Annotated in this window: 18 protein-coding genes, 1 tRNA gene and 1 rRNA gene; 6 read left to right on the top strand and 14 right to left on the bottom strand. The window is 46.2% G+C overall.

Annotation, left to right across the window (positions count from 1 at the left end):
• Window positions 1-48: 48 nt before the first annotated feature.
• Window positions 49-1,581: ribosomal RNA gene (locus QMF28_RS00190) — 16S ribosomal RNA — on the bottom strand.
• 492 nt (window positions 1,582-2,073) lie between these two features.
• On the opposite strand from QMF28_RS00190, the gene QMF28_RS00185 reads away from it, so the two are divergent.
• Window positions 2,074-2,730 (top strand): GNAT family N-acetyltransferase, encoded by a 657-nt coding sequence (locus QMF28_RS00185; protein ID WP_281742543.1) that lies wholly within the window; start codon window positions 2,074-2,076, stop codon window positions 2,728-2,730.
• Window positions 2,731-2,741: 11 nt separating this feature from the next.
• Here the strand turns inward: QMF28_RS00185 and QMF28_RS00180 are convergent, their stop codons facing one another.
• The 3 genes from QMF28_RS00180 to QMF28_RS00170 all read right to left on the bottom strand — a co-directional run bounded on the left by QMF28_RS00180 (window position 2,742) and on the right by QMF28_RS00170 (window position 4,399).
• Entirely contained in the window at window positions 2,742-3,035 is a 294-nt protein-coding gene (locus tag QMF28_RS00180; protein WP_150114179.1) for a c-type cytochrome, read from the bottom strand.
• A 77-nt stretch (window positions 3,036-3,112) separates the two neighbouring features.
• Window positions 3,113-3,763: a BON domain-containing protein gene (locus QMF28_RS00175; protein ID WP_281742541.1), complete on the bottom strand. Its 651-nt coding sequence runs from the start codon at window positions 3,761-3,763 to the stop codon at window positions 3,113-3,115.
• 33 nt (window positions 3,764-3,796) lie between these two features.
• On the bottom strand, window positions 3,797-4,399 hold the full coding sequence (locus QMF28_RS00170; RefSeq protein ID WP_281742540.1) for a phosphoheptose isomerase: 603 nt from the start codon (window positions 4,397-4,399) through the stop codon (window positions 3,797-3,799).
• A 103-nt stretch (window positions 4,400-4,502) separates the two neighbouring features.
• Here QMF28_RS00170 and rsmI point away from each other — a divergent pair, with 103 nt between their 5' ends.
• On the top strand, window positions 4,503-5,396 hold the full coding sequence (gene rsmI / locus QMF28_RS00165) for a 16S rRNA (cytidine(1402)-2'-O)-methyltransferase (RefSeq protein WP_281742539.1): 894 nt from the start codon (window positions 4,503-4,505) through the stop codon (window positions 5,394-5,396).
• 51 nt (window positions 5,397-5,447) lie between these two features.
• On the opposite strand, the gene QMF28_RS00160 is transcribed toward rsmI, so the two are convergent.
• Complete coding sequence (locus tag QMF28_RS00160) at window positions 5,448-5,948, bottom strand: c-type cytochrome (protein WP_281742538.1); 501 nt, start codon at window positions 5,946-5,948, stop codon at window positions 5,448-5,450.
• A gap of 103 nt (window positions 5,949-6,051) precedes the next feature.
• Between QMF28_RS00160 and QMF28_RS00155 the strand changes: the two genes are divergently transcribed.
• The 3 genes from QMF28_RS00155 to QMF28_RS00145 all read left to right on the top strand — a co-directional run bounded on the left by QMF28_RS00155 (window position 6,052) and on the right by QMF28_RS00145 (window position 7,578).
• A tRNA-Arg gene (locus QMF28_RS00155) sits at window positions 6,052-6,127 on the top strand.
• A gap of 82 nt (window positions 6,128-6,209) precedes the next feature.
• Window positions 6,210-7,352: a fatty acid desaturase gene (locus QMF28_RS00150; RefSeq protein ID WP_281742536.1), complete on the top strand. Its 1,143-nt coding sequence runs from the start codon at window positions 6,210-6,212 to the stop codon at window positions 7,350-7,352.
• A 40-nt stretch (window positions 7,353-7,392) separates the two neighbouring features.
• The gene (locus QMF28_RS00145; protein ID WP_041396810.1) at window positions 7,393-7,578 is read left to right on the top strand and encodes a hypothetical protein; all 186 of its coding nucleotides are present in this window, start codon (window positions 7,393-7,395) and stop codon (window positions 7,576-7,578) included.
• Between the two features lie 21 nt (window positions 7,579-7,599).
• On the opposite strand, the gene QMF28_RS00140 is transcribed toward QMF28_RS00145, so the two are convergent.
• Window positions 7,600-8,238 carry an MBL fold metallo-hydrolase gene (locus tag QMF28_RS00140; protein WP_281743686.1) on the bottom strand — a complete coding sequence of 213 codons (639 nt, stop codon included), beginning with the start codon at window positions 8,236-8,238 and terminating at the stop codon, window positions 7,600-7,602.
• A gap of 88 nt (window positions 8,239-8,326) precedes the next feature.
• Here QMF28_RS00140 and gcvH point away from each other — a divergent pair, with 88 nt between their 5' ends.
• Entirely contained in the window at window positions 8,327-8,719 is a 393-nt protein-coding gene (gene gcvH / locus QMF28_RS00135; protein ID WP_281742534.1) for a glycine cleavage system protein GcvH, read from the top strand.
• A 3-nt stretch (window positions 8,720-8,722) separates the two neighbouring features.
• Here gcvH and priA read toward each other — a convergent pair whose 3' ends face one another.
• From priA to QMF28_RS00095, 8 genes are all read right to left on the bottom strand, one after another.
• Window positions 8,723-10,849 (bottom strand): replication restart helicase PriA, encoded by a 2,127-nt coding sequence (gene priA / locus QMF28_RS00130; RefSeq protein ID WP_281742532.1) that lies wholly within the window; start codon window positions 10,847-10,849, stop codon window positions 8,723-8,725.
• A gap of 266 nt (window positions 10,850-11,115) precedes the next feature.
• On the bottom strand, window positions 11,116-12,234 hold the full coding sequence (hemE, locus tag QMF28_RS00125; protein ID WP_281743685.1) for a uroporphyrinogen decarboxylase: 1,119 nt from the start codon (window positions 12,232-12,234) through the stop codon (window positions 11,116-11,118).
• A gap of 9 nt (window positions 12,235-12,243) precedes the next feature.
• A complete protein-coding gene (locus tag QMF28_RS00120; RefSeq protein ID WP_068320066.1) occupies window positions 12,244-12,660 on the bottom strand; it encodes a F0F1 ATP synthase subunit epsilon in 417 nt (138 codons plus the stop codon).
• A gap of 12 nt (window positions 12,661-12,672) precedes the next feature.
• On the bottom strand, window positions 12,673-14,073 hold the full coding sequence (gene atpD / locus QMF28_RS00115) for a F0F1 ATP synthase subunit beta (protein WP_011901874.1): 1,401 nt from the start codon (window positions 14,071-14,073) through the stop codon (window positions 12,673-12,675).
• A 55-nt stretch (window positions 14,074-14,128) separates the two neighbouring features.
• A complete protein-coding gene (atpG, locus tag QMF28_RS00110) occupies window positions 14,129-14,998 on the bottom strand; it encodes a F0F1 ATP synthase subunit gamma (protein WP_068320063.1) in 870 nt (289 codons plus the stop codon).
• Window positions 14,999-15,015: 17 nt separating this feature from the next.
• Complete coding sequence (gene atpA / locus QMF28_RS00105; protein WP_068320061.1) at window positions 15,016-16,557, bottom strand: F0F1 ATP synthase subunit alpha; 1,542 nt, start codon at window positions 16,555-16,557, stop codon at window positions 15,016-15,018.
• Between the two features lie 45 nt (window positions 16,558-16,602).
• Window positions 16,603-17,139, bottom strand: a complete 537-nt coding sequence (locus QMF28_RS00100) for a F0F1 ATP synthase subunit delta (RefSeq protein WP_068320059.1) — start codon at window positions 17,137-17,139, stop codon at window positions 16,603-16,605.
• A 1-nt stretch (window position 17,140) separates the two neighbouring features.
• Window positions 17,141-17,611: a F0F1 ATP synthase subunit B gene (locus QMF28_RS00095; RefSeq protein WP_068320057.1), complete on the bottom strand. Its 471-nt coding sequence runs from the start codon at window positions 17,609-17,611 to the stop codon at window positions 17,141-17,143.
• Window positions 17,612-17,627 lie beyond the last annotated feature (16 nt).

Raw genomic sequence — 17,627 nt, 5'->3', positions numbered from 1 at the left:
TGTCAACCGATAAGTGTGGGCACTATAGATCCAGCATCTTTTCTCTAGAAAGGAGGTGATCCAGCCGCACCTTCCGATACGGCTACCTTGTTACGACTTTACCCCAGTCATGAACCCTGCCGTGGCAGTCGCCCTCCTTGCGGTTAGGCTAACGGCTTCTGGCAAAACCCACTCCCATGGTATGACGGGCGGTGTGTACAAGACCCGGGAACGTATTCACCGCGACATTCTGATCCGCGATTACTAGCGATTCCAGCTTCACGTAGTCGAGTTGCAGACTACGATCCGGACTACGATGCATTTTCTGAGATTAGCTCCCCCTCGCGGGTTGGCAACCCTCTGTATGCACCATTGTATGACGTGTGAAGCCCTACCCATAAGGGCCATGAGGACTTGACGTCATCCCCACCTTCCTCCGGTTTGTCACCGGCAGTCTCTTTAGAGTGCTCTTGCGTAGCAACTAAAGACAAGGGTTGCGCTCGTTGCGGGACTTAACCCAACATCTCACGACACGAGCTGACGACAGCCATGCAGCACCTGTGTTCACTTTCTCTTACGAGCACCTAATGTATCTCTACTTCGTTAGTGACATGTCAAGGGTAGGTAAGGTTTTTCGCGTTGCATCGAATTAATCCACATCATCCACCGCTTGTGCGGGTCCCCGTCAATTCCTTTGAGTTTTAATCTTGCGACCGTACTCCCCAGGCGGCTGACTTCACGCGTTAGCTACGTTACTCAGGATGTAAATCCCGAACAACTAGTCAGCATCGTTTAGGGCGTGGACTACCAGGGTATCTAATCCTGTTTGCTCCCCACGCTTTCGTGCATGAGCGTCAGTGTTATCCCAGGGGGCTGCCTTCGCCATTGGTATTCCTCCACATATCTACGCATTTCACTGCTACACGTGGAATTCTACCCCCCTCTGACACACTCTAGCTATACAGTCACAGGCGCCATTCCCAGGTTAAGCCCGGGGATTTCACGCCTGTCTTGTATAACCGCCTGCGCACGCTTTACGCCCAGTAATTCCGATTAACGCTCGCACCCTACGTATTACCGCGGCTGCTGGCACGTAGTTAGCCGGTGCTTATTCTTCAGGTACCGTCATTCCCGGACTGTGTTAGAGCCGGTGTTTCTTCCCTGACAAAAGAGCTTTACAACCCGAAGGCCTTCTTCACTCACGCGGCATTGCTGGATCAGGGTTTCCCCCATTGTCCAAAATTCCCCACTGCTGCCTCCCGTAGGAGTCTGGGCCGTGTCTCAGTCCCAGTGTGGCTGATCGTCCTCTCAGACCAGCTACTGATCGTCGCCTTGGTGGGCTTTTACCCCACCAACAAGCTAATCAGGCATCGGCCGCTCTAATCGCGCGAGGTCTTTCGATCCCCCGCTTTCCCCCTCAGGGCGTATGCGGTATTAGCACAGCTTTCGCTGCGTTATCCCCCACGATAAGGTACGTTCCGATGTATTACTCACCCGTTCGCCACTCGCCACCAGGTGCAAGCACCCGTGCTGCCGTTCGACTTGCATGTGTAAGGCATGCCGCCAGCGTTCAATCTGAGCCAGGATCAAACTCTTCAGTTCAATTCCTGTGATCCTTGCGGATCGTCGCACTCATTCAAGAAATTGACTTGGTAATAAAACCAAATCTTTTTACTGTCTATGAGTACTATTTATTTACATCTGTCCCGAAGGACTGGATGCTTTCACTTAGTACCCACAATTATCGGTTGACTAATTTTTAAAGAGGGCTGACTTGTTTTGTATTTCAAATAACATTCAGCAGAGAGGTGAGACTATAGCGCACTTATTTTGGGTCGTCAACACCTTTCGTAGTCTTTTTCTTAAAAAAAGCAGGGTTTTTTCCTATTAAAAAAATAAACCCAATAAAAACAAGTACTTAGTTTTGAAAAAAAATTTCAACTTTTTTCTTAAATTTCTATTTTTTTGGCTTTTTAGGTTTCAAGGGATGAACTGAGCCGGTTTATGACCGTCAAACTCACCTCTTATTGCGCTTAAGCCACATTTATTAGGGAAAACCCTGAAAATTATTCTAATTCCTGCTAATATATTGCTATGCACAATAAATTAGCGAATAGTCACTTACCTGCGAGCCCATATTCGGCAGGGCAGGCTGTACCTGTGCGCGAACTTCATGCGGGCTACAGAGAAGAGATACTGAACCATTTACTACAGCTAAATGATGAAGATAGACGCTTACGCTTTGGTACCCAAACCCCTGATGAGGTCATTCGTCACTATGTAGAGCACTTAGATTTCAACAAAGATGCCATTTTCGGCGTATTTGATTTGGATCTGAAGCTCATTGGCATGGCCCATTTAGCCTATTTACCAGAGCATAAGGGCCAACCACGAGCTGCTGAATTTGGCGTATCAGTACTGCCAGAAGGGCGCTCTCAGGGCCTGGGAACAGCGCTATTGCAGCGTTCTGCCGTGCATTCACGCAATACCCGCATTGAAACGCTATATGTTCACTGCCTTGCAAACAATAAGGCGATGATGCATTTGGCACAAAAGGCTGGAATGACAGTTGAATACGCCTATGGCGATGCCGACGCTTGCCTTAAATTGCCACCCGCAAGTCCTGCAACCATTGTGGAAGAAGCTGCAAACGAACAGTGGGCTGATATGGATTACGCACTGAAGAAAAACCTCAAGCAATCCAATCAAGCATGGTGGTGGTTCTTAGGTAGGCCTGGTCTCGTGCGTTAATTAATGCTGCATTAATTTTTGTTGGGTGCGCCACGCAATATCCAACTAGTTAATGTAGACAGATCCGCATCATTCAGTTTTGTGTTCGCCGGCATAGGCACCACACCCCAAGACCCAGATCCACCTTTAGCGATTTTATTTTTTAAAAACGCTTGAGCATTTGCATCGCCCTTATATTTTTCTGCAATCGCTTGAAAGCTTGGGCCAACAATTTTTTTATTGAATGCATGACAACCTAAGCATGCATTTTGTTTTGCAATCGCAAATGCTTTTTCATCTTCAGCACTAGCTTGTGCGACAGACATAAAGCAAGCGAGCGCTGCAAACAAAAAAAATATTTTTACAGTCACTCGCTTTTTAAACATCAACAGCCTTCAATAAATTACTGAAATTTTGGTGGACTACTAGGTTGTGTTTGATCGGCCTTGCCTTGTTTTTCTAGGCGCACTTTTTCTTCTTGAGAAATAATGTCGAAGTAAACATAAACATCTTTAACGCCGTTTGTATTGCTAGCCACTTTCTTGGCAATATCCGCTTCGTTTTGCGTCAAGATGCCCATAAGATAAACACTGCTACCTTCAGCAACTATCGCCATAGAATTCGATGGCAACTGGTCAGTGAAGATCATTTGAGTTTTGATTTTTGATTCGAGATAAGAATCATTTGCGCGAGCTGTGTAACTACTATTCGGCCCAATAGTTAATTCATTAAATACGGAGCGTGCGTTCTTCATCGCCTTGACGTAGGCGCCGGCTTCACCCTTAATATCGGCGTCCTTCACCTCTCCAGTTAACAACACTTTTTGATTAAACGAAGTGACGTTAATGTGCGCGTTATCTCCGAATTTCTTCGCCAGTGCATTTCCTGCTTCTAGCTCAATACCCTTATCAATTGCTTGTGCGCCTGGCGTGCGTCGATCCGCCGCTATCGATGCGCCAGCTGCAACACCGCCCACTGCAAGTACACCACATGCTGTCACCTGAGATGCAATTAACAGCACAACAAATAACTTGGCGATAGAGGAAATTTTCATTGGGATATTTTCTGTGTTGAGTGTCAATAAATTTTAGTCGAGCAAAACATGATCTACGCCATCGCACAAGGCGTGCAGTAAAACCAAATGGGTTTCCTGAATGCGAGCAGTTCGAGTTGATGGTGCGCATAAATGAATGTCATCTTTATCTAACAACTGCGCAATTTTTCCGCCGCCATTGCCGGTCAACGCAATAATTTTGATGTCCATCTTTTTTGCAGCTTCAATTGCCTTAACAACGTTCTTTGAGTTTCCCGAAGTTGAAATTCCCAAAAGAATGTCGCCCTTTTTTCCAAGCCCGCGAACTTGCTTACTGAAAACTTCGTCATAGCTGTAGTCATTTCCAACTGCAGTCAGAATAGAAGTGTCGGTTGTCAGAGCAATCGCCGCCAACTCTTGGCGCTCTCTTTCAAACCGACCGATCAACTCAGCGGCAAAGTGTTGAGCATCGGCAGCCGAGCCGCCATTGCCGCAAGCCATGACCTTACCGCCAGCACGCAAACATTCCACCATTGCCAATACACCCACAGCAACAGAGTCAGGCAACACTTTCTCAGCCTCTTGCTTTACCGCAATGCTATCCAGAAAATGTTGGGAGGCGCGCTTACGCAAACGTTCATTAATATCTTTATCCATATCAATATTATGCGCCAAAGATAGCCCAATTTCAGCGGCAATCGGGTCATCTCAAAAGCAACGTATTCTCTTACTAATTAATTAACTTTTTCAGGTAAACCCCATGGAACTTAGCTCATATGATTTTTTAAAGCAGCAGGATTTGCCTGCTGGGGCTCTTTACATGGTGGCCACACCTATCGGAAATTTAGGTGACATTACTTTACGCGCCCTACATGTATTAAATGCAGTGGATGGAATTGCATGTGAAGACACTAGGCATAGCGCAGCGTTACTCCAGCAGTTTGGCATACATAAGAAATGTTTAGCGCTTCATGAACACAATGAAATCAGTGGGGCACAAACAGTTATTCAGCACCTCACCAATGGTGAGCGTTGGGCCTATATCTCAGACGCAGGCACTCCGGGAGTATCTGACCCTGGGGCAAGACTTGTAAGTGAAGTTCAAAAATCTGGGTTGCGGGTAATACCCATTCCCGGGGCAAGCGCAGTATCTGGTGCGATTTCAGTAGCGGGATCTGTGATGCATGGCTCGGAAGGGCGATTTCAGTTTTTAGGTTTTTGGCCCAACAAAACAAAAGATCGCGACACCTTCTTACAAGATATTTCTAACAGCAAAAAAGCAAGCATCTTTTTTGAATCACCACATCACATCAAAGAGACATTGGCGCTATTGGCAAATCATCTAGAGCCCGATCGTCAGCTTTTGATTTGTCGCGAGTTAACCAAAAAATTTGAAGAGATTGTTTCGCTTGAAGCCTGCAACGTTGCCAGCTGGCTTGCGAGTGCAGAGAGCCTTAAAGGCGAATTTGTAATTGTGGTTGCAGGCCGTCCAGCCAAAAACGATGAGGCGCCCGAACATGCATCGCTACTATTGTGGGCTAATGCGCTAAGCCCTTATATGGGTAGCAAAGAAATTGCGGCAGTCCTCTCGCAAACTCTAGGGCTCACAAAAAAAGAGGCTTATCAAATTGCCTTAGATGCAAAAAACGAATAGGCAAAAGTAAAAAGCTGGCATGTAGCCAGCTTTTAAATACGTGCAAAGAAATTATTTAGTAGCAGGAGCAGCAGGTGCTTTTGGCTCCGGTAATTTGCCACCAGCAGAATTTGCTAGATACACAACTGCACGACCTAACTCATAGTCACTCACATCAGCAGGAGCAGCGCCACCACGAGCAGGCATAGCACCTTTGCCTTTTATTACAGATGCTAGTAAGCCATCATAGCCTTTAACTAAACGTGAAGCCCATGCGCCTGCATCACCAAATTTAGGCGCACCTGCAGCGCCACTTGCATGACACGCAGCGCAAACTGCTTTATAAACTTGCTCGCCTGTTTGAAGCTCTTTAGGGGTGCTGGCGTCTTTAAAATTTAACTGAGCTACTGGCTTAATCAATTGCTCGGCACTTGCAGACGAATCGCTACGCTTGCCATTGTTTACAAACACCATTAGCAACAAAATGATGATGAGTGGCACAAAAAAGCTTGCAAACACCATGATGATGAGTTGTTTTGGGGACTTAATCAGACTTCCGTGCTCGTTGCTCATAAGAATTTATCGTTTGACGGGTTTTAGGGTTGTTTTGCCGTGATTATAACTAGAGAGTAGGGTTATAGGCACTTACAATAGAAGGGTAGCCAGATTTTCACTGGCGCCCGTAGCTCAGTGGATAGAGTATTGGCCTCCGAAGCCAAGGGTCGCAGGTTCGATTCCTGCCGGGCGCGCCAAAAACAAAGGGGTTTTTGACTTACATCATGCGAAAAATTGTGAAAACCGCTATCATTTGCACCTAACTTATTGATTCTTATCGTGTCTACACATCTAAATTCCGCCCTTTCAGAGCCTTCTTTGACCAACCCGTTGCCGCCAGAGGCACCATTACCGCATCGAAAAATCATTCGAAGCTGGTTAATTCCAATGGCACAAGGCGAGACGGGGCGCGCAATCATGCTCCTAGTAGTAGATGCCCTTTTATGGCTTGGCTGTATCGCTGGAACCATATTTGTTGAAAACATTCTGCTAAAAATCGTTTTTGGTGTAATCGCAGGGTTTGTAACAGGACGCATCTTTATATTGGGTCATGATGCATGCCACCAAAGCTACACCCCTAATCGCGAACTTAACAAAGTATTGGGTCGCATTGCTTTCTTGCCTTCACTCACACCGTATAGCTTGTGGGATGTTGGTCATAACGTTGTGCATCACGGACAAACAAATCTGAAGGGCTTTGACTTCGTTTGGGCGCCTTTATCAAAATCAGAATACGACGCGCTTCCCGCATGGCGTAAGGCTTTAGAGCGCCTTTATCGTAGCGGCTGGGGCCCTGTTTTCTATTACTTAATTGAAATTTGGTGGAGACGCGAGTACTTCCCAAATGCAAAAAACAAACCTGGTGATCGCCCAATTTTCCTAAAAGATAATTTGCTCGTTACCGCCTTTGCGATTGTTTGGATTGCTTGTTTAATTGCTGGCGCCATTGCAACTGGTCAATCTATTTGGATTGGTTTAATCACTGGCTTCGCAGTTCCATTCTTATTCTGGAACGGCATGATTGGTTTTGTGGTCTACGTACACCATACCCATCCAAAAGTCTCTTGGTACGACAAAAAATCTGAGTGGTTACGTGCTCAGCCATTCGTCTCAACTACTGTTCATCTGACCTTTAACTGGATTTGGGGCAAATTGATGCACCACATCATGGAGCACACAGCGCACCATGTGGACATGAGCGTACCGCTTTATCGCCTGCCAGAAGCCCAGCAGACTCTTGAAACCATCCTTCCAGAGCGTATTTTTGTACAAAAGTTCTCTTGGGGCTGGTATTTCGATACTGCGCGCAAGTGCAAGCTTTATGACTTTGAAAACAAGGCTTGGCTAGACTTTGACGGCAATAAAACGGCTGATTCAGTCCGAGTTGTGCTCAGCCCAGCTCCAGTGGGACAAAACGGGTAAAATAGATCTTCTGTATAGATTTGCCTTACCCGGATTGCCCATGACTACCTCGACTCCAGCAGCTACCCAAGAAACCTCTCAGAGCCTTAAATTTTGCTCTTCTTGCAGCCGTGAAAAACGACTTGAGGGTGGCACATGGATTCCAACAAGCAATCGTAAACAACGCTGGATTTGCGCGAGCTGTTTATACAACCGTACACATCGTACCGGTTCAGCAAAAACCTAATATCACCAGTAGTAAAAAGTTTTAAGTGCGATCCCCGACATAGGGATTCGTTTTTCGCTCCTGACCAAATGTCGACATTGGTCCATGGCCCGGCACAAACTGAACATCATCCCCCAAGGGCCACAATTTAGTTTTAATCGCATGAATTAAATCTGCATGGTTGCCTCGCGGAAAGTCTGTCCTGCCAATTGAGCCAGCGAATAAGACATCGCCAACAATTGCCAAACGATCTTCTTTGTCAAAAAAAACTACGTGACCTGGAGTGTGTCCTGGACAATGAAACACTTCCAAATCAACATTGCCAACTTTTACATGGTCGCCATTATTCAACCAACGATCAGGCTCAAAAACTTTGGTGTGTCCAAAACCAAAGCGCACTGTTTGCTCTGGTAATTGATCAATCCAAAATCGCTCATCTTCCTGCGGCCCCTCAATAGGTACGCCCAGCTGATCAGCCAAGTCTTTAGCAGCTGCGCAATGATCAAGATGCCCATGAGTTAGTAAGATCTTTTTTACGTTTCCGCCCATCTGCTTAACGCCTTCGAGGATCTTCTCAATATCACCACCCGGATCCACCACCGCAGCATCTCCAGTCTCTTGGCAAACCAAGATGGAGCAATTTTGTTCATAAGGGGTAACAGGAATAATTCCTAATTTGATTGGCATATATCTACAGTAGCTAAATTCATAATTTGATGGATAAACATTTTATGAGAGTGGGCATAAAATGCACCCAAAGGATAAAACAATGAACAGCCAAGATACTTTTAAATTTGCAGAAACCCACGAATGGGCCGATCAGGAAGATGATGGCCTAATCTGGGTTGGCATTAGCAACCACGCCCAAGAGGCTCTTGGTGATGTCATGTTCTTTCAGGCACCAAAGCTTGGTCAACAAGTAAAGCAGGGCGAAGCCATTGCAGTGATTGAATCGGTAAAAGCAGCGAGCGATATTCATGCTCCAGTGAGTGGTGAAATTGTTGCGCTTAATGAGGAGGTAGATGCATCACCTGAGCTCGTAAATGAAAAACCTTATGGTGTGTGGCTTTTTAAAATCAAACCTACATCTGATGACAGTCTTGCCTCTGATTTAAGCCGGCTCTTAACTTTAGAAACATATAACGCAGGCCCGGGGGCTTAAACATTAGATAGAAATTGGGTCGCGCTCAATTAACCAACGAATGCGGCCTTCCTTGCTAATGCGCCCCTGAGAATTCTCCCGCAAGTAGCGGTCCATCGCCTCTAAAATTTCTTGTAGATTTTTACGATCATCGGACTCTACCAGGAGCTGAGCACGCTCTAAACCTGCCACTCGCATCATCGCCTTGGGAACGGGGTCGTAAACTCTGAGACCTTTAGCTATAAGGTCGCTAGACTTTAAATAGCCCTTCAAAGCACTCAAAAACTGGATTGCCTTATCAAGAGTTTTGGCCTCGGCATGGACTAATGCCTGATACGCAAATGGAGGCAAGCCAGCTTCTTTTCTTTCATTTGCCGTATAGGATAAAAATCCATCGACATCATGACGTAGTAGAAACTGAAAAACTGCAGCCTCTGGAAATTGGGTTTCGATATAAATTGCGCCACCCATCTCTCCATCTTTACCCGATCTTCCTGCACGACCAGCTACTTGGACTAGTTGCGCAAACAATCTTTCTGCAGCTCTAAAGTCCTGTGAAAACAATCTGCTATCGGCATCCAATACGGCAACCAAACCAATATTTTGGTAATCGTGCCCTTTGGCGATCATCTGGGTACCAACAACGATATCAACATTTCCCTGGTGTATTTCCTGAAAGAGCTCTTCAGCACCTTTACTCTTTCTACTTGAATCCGTATCCACTCGCAACACTCTGGCGCTTGGCCACATCTCTTCAATAGAGTCTTCAATCTTTTGGGTGCCTTGCCCTAGGGTATTGAGATCAGCATTGCCACACTCAGGGCAATGATTCGGGATGCTCTTAGCCAGGCCGCAGTGATGGCAACTCAAAATTGATTTTCTGGCCAAAGCACCAGCCTTATGAAGCACCATATATGAACTACATTGCTCACATTTAGATAGCCATGAACAGGCGCTGCAACTCAACACCGGCGCATAACCACGTCTATTGATAAGTATGAGGCTTTGCTGATGTTTTTCTAAATTCTGACTGACCGCGTGCGCGAGCGTTTTAGTAATTAGGCTTTTAGATTTTGGCTTCCCTACATCGCCAGGGCTAAATTGTGTTTGTGGATCACGCGTGTTCACCAAATGTACTTTAGGAAGGCTTGCGCCTTGTGCGCGTTGATCTAAGCGAATATATTCATAGCGTCCCGCTTTGGCAGCCATCCATGTTTCAAGCGATGGCGTGGCAGATGCCAACAAGATTGGCACCTTAAGGTCATGAGCGCGCCAAACAGCAAGGTCGCGCGCAGAATAACGAATGCCATCTTGCTGTTTATAGGATGGATCATGCTCCTCATCTACAACGATAGCGCATAAGTTGGGCAGGGGTGTTAATGCTGCCAAGCGTGTACCCAAAATAATTTGTGCTTTGCCAGTCATTGCTTCGTGCCATGCAATTCCTCTGACCTTTTCACTAACGCCACTGTGAAGTACAACCATTTTTTTATCTGGGAAATACGCGCGCACTCTACGCTCTAATTGTGGCGTTAAATTTATTTCTGGAACCAGGAGTAATGCTTGCGCATTTACGTCATTCAAAATTCCACTGAGCCAATTTAAAAATACCGCAGTCTTTCCGCTACCTGTTTGTCCTTGCAAAAGAATTGCCTTGAATTCATTCGAAGGGCAGGCTCGTAATTTTTCTAACGCGAGTTTTTGTCCTTCGTTTAAGTTGCCTTCGTCGACATATCCTTCAACAGCTTCTTGTTTGGTTTTGTTCTTTTGCTTTTCTTCGGCCGCAACTACCTTTTTTGGAATTTTTTCCCAGTCATCCGGCTTTTTCCACATCTGCGGAATGGTGGGAATAATGGTTTCCCCAAGAGCGTGGATGTAATACTGGCTTGCAAAGTTCATTAAGCGCAGAACTGCTGGGTCTAAAGGGGGTAGCGGGGCAACCCTAGAAACACTTTTTAATTTATCGAGCTCGTAATCAGAGTGAGCGCTTACTTTAATAACCGTCCCAACAAGCGAGCTACGCCCAAAGGGAACCTCTACCAGCACACCAATAGTTGGCGGGCTGCCTAGTAACTCCTCATCCCACAAGTAGTCAAAGCCCTGGGCAAGGGGCTTGTCAACGACGACCTGAACAACGATTGGAGGGGTCATGAATTACGTCTAATTTCTTATTTAGCTTGTGGATAAGTCTGTGGATATCATCCAAGGATTCTGATTTATAAACTAATTTATCAGCTTTCCGTTTTTGCACCCTTTTAAAGCTTTTTGGTAATTTCTTATATTTATCAATGACTTAAAGAGATATTCGAAAGTGAATTTTCATCTTTATTCGCAATCTCACTGAATTTCGAATTTTGTTACTAACTGTGTATAACTTTCGCTAAAAATTTTGGCGGCAAGTTAGCGATCACTCAGTATTACGACTTTGCCCTGAGTGCCCTAGAGCGATTGATGACAGCTTCAGCCAGTACGGTGACGCTCTCAGGAGGGGTGAACTGAGAAATGCCGTGACCCAAATTAAACACATGGCCATCTAAAGGATGTAAACCGGGTTTAAGGGCCGGTGCGCTCGCCAAATCCTCAAGAAGAAGGTTTGCTTGTTCCACGATTTGTTTTGGCTCTGCGAACAGGATTAGCGGATCTAGATTGCCTTGCAATGCCAACGGCTTGTTCAGAGCGAGCAATTGTTTTCTTGCGCGACTAAGTGACATTGTCCAATCAATTGCAATCACATCAGCACCAACTTGCGCCATGTCATTGAGCCAAATTGCGCCACCTTTAGTAAACATGATCACAGGAATTTTTCTGCCATCATGCTCGCGTGGCAACATAGCAATCACTTTTTGCATAGACGCCAAAGACATCTTTTGATACCAACCATCTGGAAGCATGCCACCCCAGGTATCAAATATCATAAGTGCTTGCGCACCTGCTTTTACTTGCTCAATTAAATAAGCAGCAACAGATTGTGCATTGGTATCCAAGATATGTTGCATTAAGTCAGGGCGACTAAACATCATGGTTTTAGCATGACGGAAATCATCAGCACTAGAGCCATCAATCATGTAGCAAGCCAATGTCCATGGGCTTCCGGAGAAGCCTATCAATGGGACGCGTTGCTTACCATCTTGCATCAATGCTTTGCGAATTTCAGAGACAGCATCAAAAACATATTTGAGCTGATCCATGTCTGCTACACGTAATTTCTTAACCGCTTCTTCTGTGCGAAGAGGGTACTCAAAGCTTGGGCCTTCGCCAGCCGTAAATTTCAGACCCAATCCCATTGCATCGGGAATGGTCAAAATATCGGAAAACAAAATAGCCGCATCCAATGGATAGCGATCCAAAGGCTGAAGAGTTACTTCAGTAGCATAGGCAGGATTTTTTGCGAGCCCTAGAAAACTTCCGGCTCTAGCGCGTGTGGCGTTGTATTCAGGGAGATAGCGGCCGGCTTGGCGCATGAGCCAAAGCGGTGTTTGGTCAACCGCTTCGCCCAGGCAGGCCTTTAAAAACCGATCATTTAACAGCAAGGAGATGACCGGCTATTACTTTTTACGACGGAAACGAGCAATTGCAGCCAACTGCGCAGCTGCCATTGCAAACTCAGACTGAGCCAAGGCCAAATCAAAGTCAGTGCCACGATTTTGCATCGCTTCTTCGGCACGTTTCTTGGCTTCAATTGCTTTAGCTTCATCAAGATCATGACCGCGAATAGCAGTATCTGCTAATACAGTAACGTGATCTGGCTGAACCTCTAAATAGCCACCTGCTACGAAAACAAACTCTTCGTCACCATCAGCTTTTTCAATACGAACTGAGCCTGGACGAATACGTGTAATCAAAGGAGTGTGGCCGCGCAAAATGCCGAGCTCACCACTTTCGCCAGGAAGCGCAACAAACTTGGCTTCCCCGCTGAAAATAGACTGCTCAGCACTTACTACATCGACGCGTATGGTTGACATAATTTCCCTAGATTAAAGCTTCTTGGCTTTCTCGATGGCTTCATCAATTGAACCCACCATATAGAACGCTTGCTCAGGCAAGTGATCCAATTCGCCGCTGCAGATCATTTTGAAACCACGGATAGTTTCTTTCAATGGAACGTATTTGCCTGGTGAACCAGTAAACACTTCAGCAACGTGGAAAGGCTGGGACAAGAAACGTTGAATCTTACGAGCACGTGATACAGCCAATTTGTCTTCTGGAGACAATTCGTCCATACCCAAAATCGCAATAATGTCGCGCAATTCTTTGTAGCGCTGCAATGTCATCTGTACGTCACGAGCAACTTCATAGTGCTCTTGACCAACCACTTGTGGGTCGAGCTGACGGCTGGTTGAATCCAATGGATCAACAGCCGGGTAAATACCCAATGCAGCGATGTCACGTGACAACACAACTGTGGAGTCTAAGTGCAAGAAGGTTGTAGCTGGTGACGGATCGGTCAAGTCATCCGCAGGAACGTAAACGGCCTGAATAGATGTAACAGAACCAGTCTTAGTAGAAGTAATACGCTCTTGCAATTTACCCATCTCTTCAGCCAATGTAGGTTGGTAACCCACAGCAGAAGGCATACGACCGAGCAACGCAGAAACTTCAGTACCGGCCAATGTGTAACGGTAGATATTGTCAACGAAGAACAAAATGTCACGACCTTCGTCACGGAATGCTTCAGCCATTGTCAAACCAGTCAACGCAACGCGCAAACGGTTGCCTGGAGGTTCGTTCATCTGACCAAAAACCATCGCCACTTTGTCGATAACGTTAGATTCTTTCATCTCGTGGTAGAAGTCATTACCTTCACGAGTACGCTCACCAACACCGGCAAACACTGACAAACCTGAGTGCTGCTTAGCGATGTTGTTAATCAATTCCATCATGTTCACGGTCTTACCAACACCCGCACCACCGAACAAGCCAACCTTACCGCCTTTAGCGAACGGGCAAACTAAGTCAATAACCTTAATACCGGTTTCGAGCAAGTCAACAGAAGGTGAGAGCTCATCAAACTTAGGCGCTGGCTGGTGAATAGCGCGACGCTCTTCAGTAGCGATCGGACCTGCGTCGTCAATTGGGCGACCCAAAACGTCCATGATGCGGCCCAAAGTTGCTGGACCAACTGGCACAGAAATTGGCTTGCCCGTAGATTTCACTTCCATACCGCGGCGCAAACCATCGCTCGCACCCATGGCAATAGCGCGAACTACGCCGTCACCAATTTGTTGCTGAACTTCAAAGGTCAAACCTTTTTCAGCAAATGATTTTTCGCCGCTTTCGACTAATGTCAATGCATCATAAATGTTTGGCATTTTGTCGCGTGGGAACTGAATGTCCACCACTGGACCGATACACTGCACGATATTTCCGTTACTCATCGCATTTCTCCGCTTTTAATTCCTGAATTCTTTCGTATTCCTAAACGCTGACCGCTTAAACCGCAGCCGCTCCGCCAACAATCTCTGACAACTCTTTAGTAATAGCAGCTTGTCGTGTCTTGTTGTAATCCAATTGCAATTCGCCAATTACGTTCTTCGCATTATCTGAAGCGGCCTTCATTGAGACCATACGTGCAGACTGCTCAGAAGCCATGTTTTCAGCAACCGCCTGATAAATCATTGCTTCAACGTAACGCTTAAGCAGGCCATTCAAAATGGACTCTGCGTCAGGTTCGTAGATGTAATCCCAAGAATTGCCTGTTTGCTCTTCTGGAGTCAAAGCTTCTGCCTCCAAAGGCAAGAGTTTTTCTAAAACAGGCTCTTGTTTCATTGCATTTACAAAGCGGGTATATGCCAAATAAACAGCATCAATCTCGCCACGCTCAAACGCTTCCAATTGGGCGGTAATCGCACCAATCAAAACATCCAAATGCGGCGTATCGCCAATTTGAATTGTTTGAGAAATGAGTTTTGCTTTTGAGCGATTCAAAAATTGCAGGCCTTTTGAACCAATTGCGGTGTACGCAATCTCAATATTGTTTTCTTGCAAATCGCGCACTTGGTTAGCAATCAAACGCAAGACGTTGGTATTTAAACCGCCGCACAAGCCTTTGTCTGTCGTAACCAAAATCGTGCCAACCTTCTTCACTTCACGAGTTGCCATGTAAGCAGGGCGGAACTCAGGATTTGCTTTAGAAAGATTGGCAACAATCTCACGAATTTTTTCAGCATATGGGCGCGCATTACGCATGCGCTCCTGGGCGCGACGCATCTTGGATGCGGCGACCATTTCCATTGCCTTCGTGATCTTGCGCGTGTTTTGCACGCTCTTGATCTTAGATCGTATCTCTTTTGTGCTTGCCATGATTTATGCGAGCCCTCTTAGAAAGAGGCAGAACGCTTGTAATCCTCAATAGCAGCGCGCAAAGCAGCTTCGTCATCTTTGCTCAAGTCTTTGGTTTCTTCAATACGCGCAACTAAGTCAGCATATTTAGATTTCAAATGATCTTGCAAACCTTTTTCGAAGGCCAATACGTTCTTCACTTCGAGGTCATCGAAGTAGCCGTTGTTCACAGCGTAGAGTGAAGCGGCCATTTCCCAAACTTGGAGTGGCTTGTATTGAGCTTGCTTACACAATTCAGTAACGCGGCGACCACGCTCGAGCTGCTTGCGGGTTGCTTCGTCAAGATCAGATGCGAACTGAGCAAACGCTGCCAATTCACGATATTGCGCCAAGTCAGTACGAATACCGCCAGACAATTTCTTAATGACTTTAGTTTGTGCAGCACCACCAACGCGGGATACAGAAATACCAGCGTTAATCGCAGGACGTATACCAGCGTTAAACAAGTCGGTTTCCAAGAAGATCTGACCGTCAGTAATAGAAATTACGTTGGTTGGAACGAATGCAGAAACGTCGCCAGCTTGAGTTTCAATAATTGGCAATGCAGTTAAAGAACCAGTTTTGCCTTTTACTGCGCCGTTAGTGAACTTTTCAACATACTCAGCATTTACACGAGCAGCGCGCTCGAGCAAGCGTGAGTGGAGGTAGAACACGTCGCCAGGATAAGCTTCGCGGCCTGGTGGGCGGCGGAGCAACAAGGAGATTTGACGATAAGCAACCGCTTGCTTAGTCAAGTCATCGTAAACAATCAAAGCATCTTCGCCGCGATCGCGGAAGTATTCGCCCATGGTGCAACCTGCGTAAGCAGAGAGGTACTGCATCGCTGCAGACTCAGAAGCACTCGCTGCAACAACCACGGTGTACTCCATCGCGCCCAATTCTGTGAGCTTGCGAACAACGTTAGCAATAGTAGAAGCTTTTTGACCGATCGCCACGTAAACGCAATAAACGCCTTTACCTTTTTGGTTAATGATCGCATCAACCGCAACAGCTGTCTTACCAGTTTGGCGGTCGCCAATGATCAACTCACGCTGACCACGGCCAATTGGAACCATCGCATCAATCGCCTTCAAACCAGTTTGTACTGGCTGGCTAACAGATTGACGTGCGATAACGCCAGGAGCAACTTTTTCAATAAAGTCAGTTAACTTAGTGTTGATTGGGCCTTTGCCATCAATCGGTTGACCGAGCGCGTTTACAACGCGACCGAGCAACTCTGGGCCAACTGGAACTTCCAAAATGCGGCCAGTACACTTAACTGGGTCGCCTTCTTTAATGTGGGTGTATTCACCCAACACTACGGCACCAACAGAATCACGCTCAAGGTTTAACGCGAGGCCGATAGTGTTGTTTGGAAACTCCAACATTTCGCCCTGCATAACGCCTGACAAGCCATGTACGCGGCAAATACCGTCGGTCACTGAAATAACAGTGCCTTCGTTGCGAACTTGGGAGTCAACGCCCAATTCGCTAATTCGGCTTTTGATCAGCTCGCTGATCTCGGAAGGGTTGAGTTGCATTACTTACTCCTGGGTCTTATTTCGTATGTTCTTAATAGGGATCACTTATGCGCCAAGACTTGCTTGCATTTGAGCTAACTGGGCCTTAACTGAACTATCCATTACTTCGTCTCCAACCTGAATGCGAACTCCGCCAATCAATGTTGGGTCAACTTGAATAGTTGGGCGCAATTCTTTACCCCCAAAGCGCTTCTTCAAACTTGACAACAAATCATTTAACGCAGAACCCTCTAAAGGGAATGCGCTGGTAATGTTTACTTCTGCTGCGCCTTCGCTCTTGTTCTTCATTGCTTCAAATTGCTGTGCAATTTCAGGAACGGCTGCTAAGCGGTGGTTTTGATTTACAAGATTTAAAAAGCTGGCAACCTTGCCATCTAGCTTGGTCTTAACCATGCCAGAAAGTAACTTACTTAAATCATCAGCGGATACTTTTGGATTGTTTGACAAAGCAGCAACTTCTGGCAAAGCAGCAAGCTGTGCCAATTCGTTTAACTGCTCCAAACAACCAGCAAGCTCAGCTGGCTTGGCGCTTTGAAAAAGCGCTTCCGCATAAGGACGTGCAATAGTGGCTAAATCAGCCATATCAAAGTTCTGCCTTTAGTTGATCAAGCAATTGGCCGTGGGCTTTTGCATCAATCTCACGACGCAAAATTTGCTCAGCGCCTTTAACAGCGAGAACAGCAACTTCAGCACGCAGCACTTCACGAGCGCGCGTTACTTGTTGATCTGCGTCTTGCTTAGCTTGAGAAATGATTCGAGCCGCTTCAGCTTGTGCATTAGCACGAATTTCATCGGCTGACATTTGTGCACGTTTTTCAGCTTCGGCAACACGTTGAACACCTTCTTGGCGTGCTTTAGTTAATTCTTGCTCAGCTTCATTGCTGGCTAATGCGAGTGCTTCTTTACCGCGCTCGGCAGCAGCTAAACCATCAGCAATTTTGCTTGAACGCTCATCTAACGCCTTAACAAGTGGTGGCCACACAAAGCGTGCAACAACCCACCATAAGACGAAGAAAACGATCATTTGCGCGAATAGGGTCGCGTTCAGATTCACGATATTCCTTTCAGTA

It is taken from the genome of Polynucleobacter yangtzensis (assembly GCF_027924165.1).
GTDB lineage: Bacteria > Pseudomonadota > Gammaproteobacteria > Burkholderiales > Burkholderiaceae > Polynucleobacter > Polynucleobacter yangtzensis.
The sequence above is the reverse complement of the archived record's forward strand: the minus strand, read 5'-3'. Positions and strand labels throughout refer to the sequence as shown.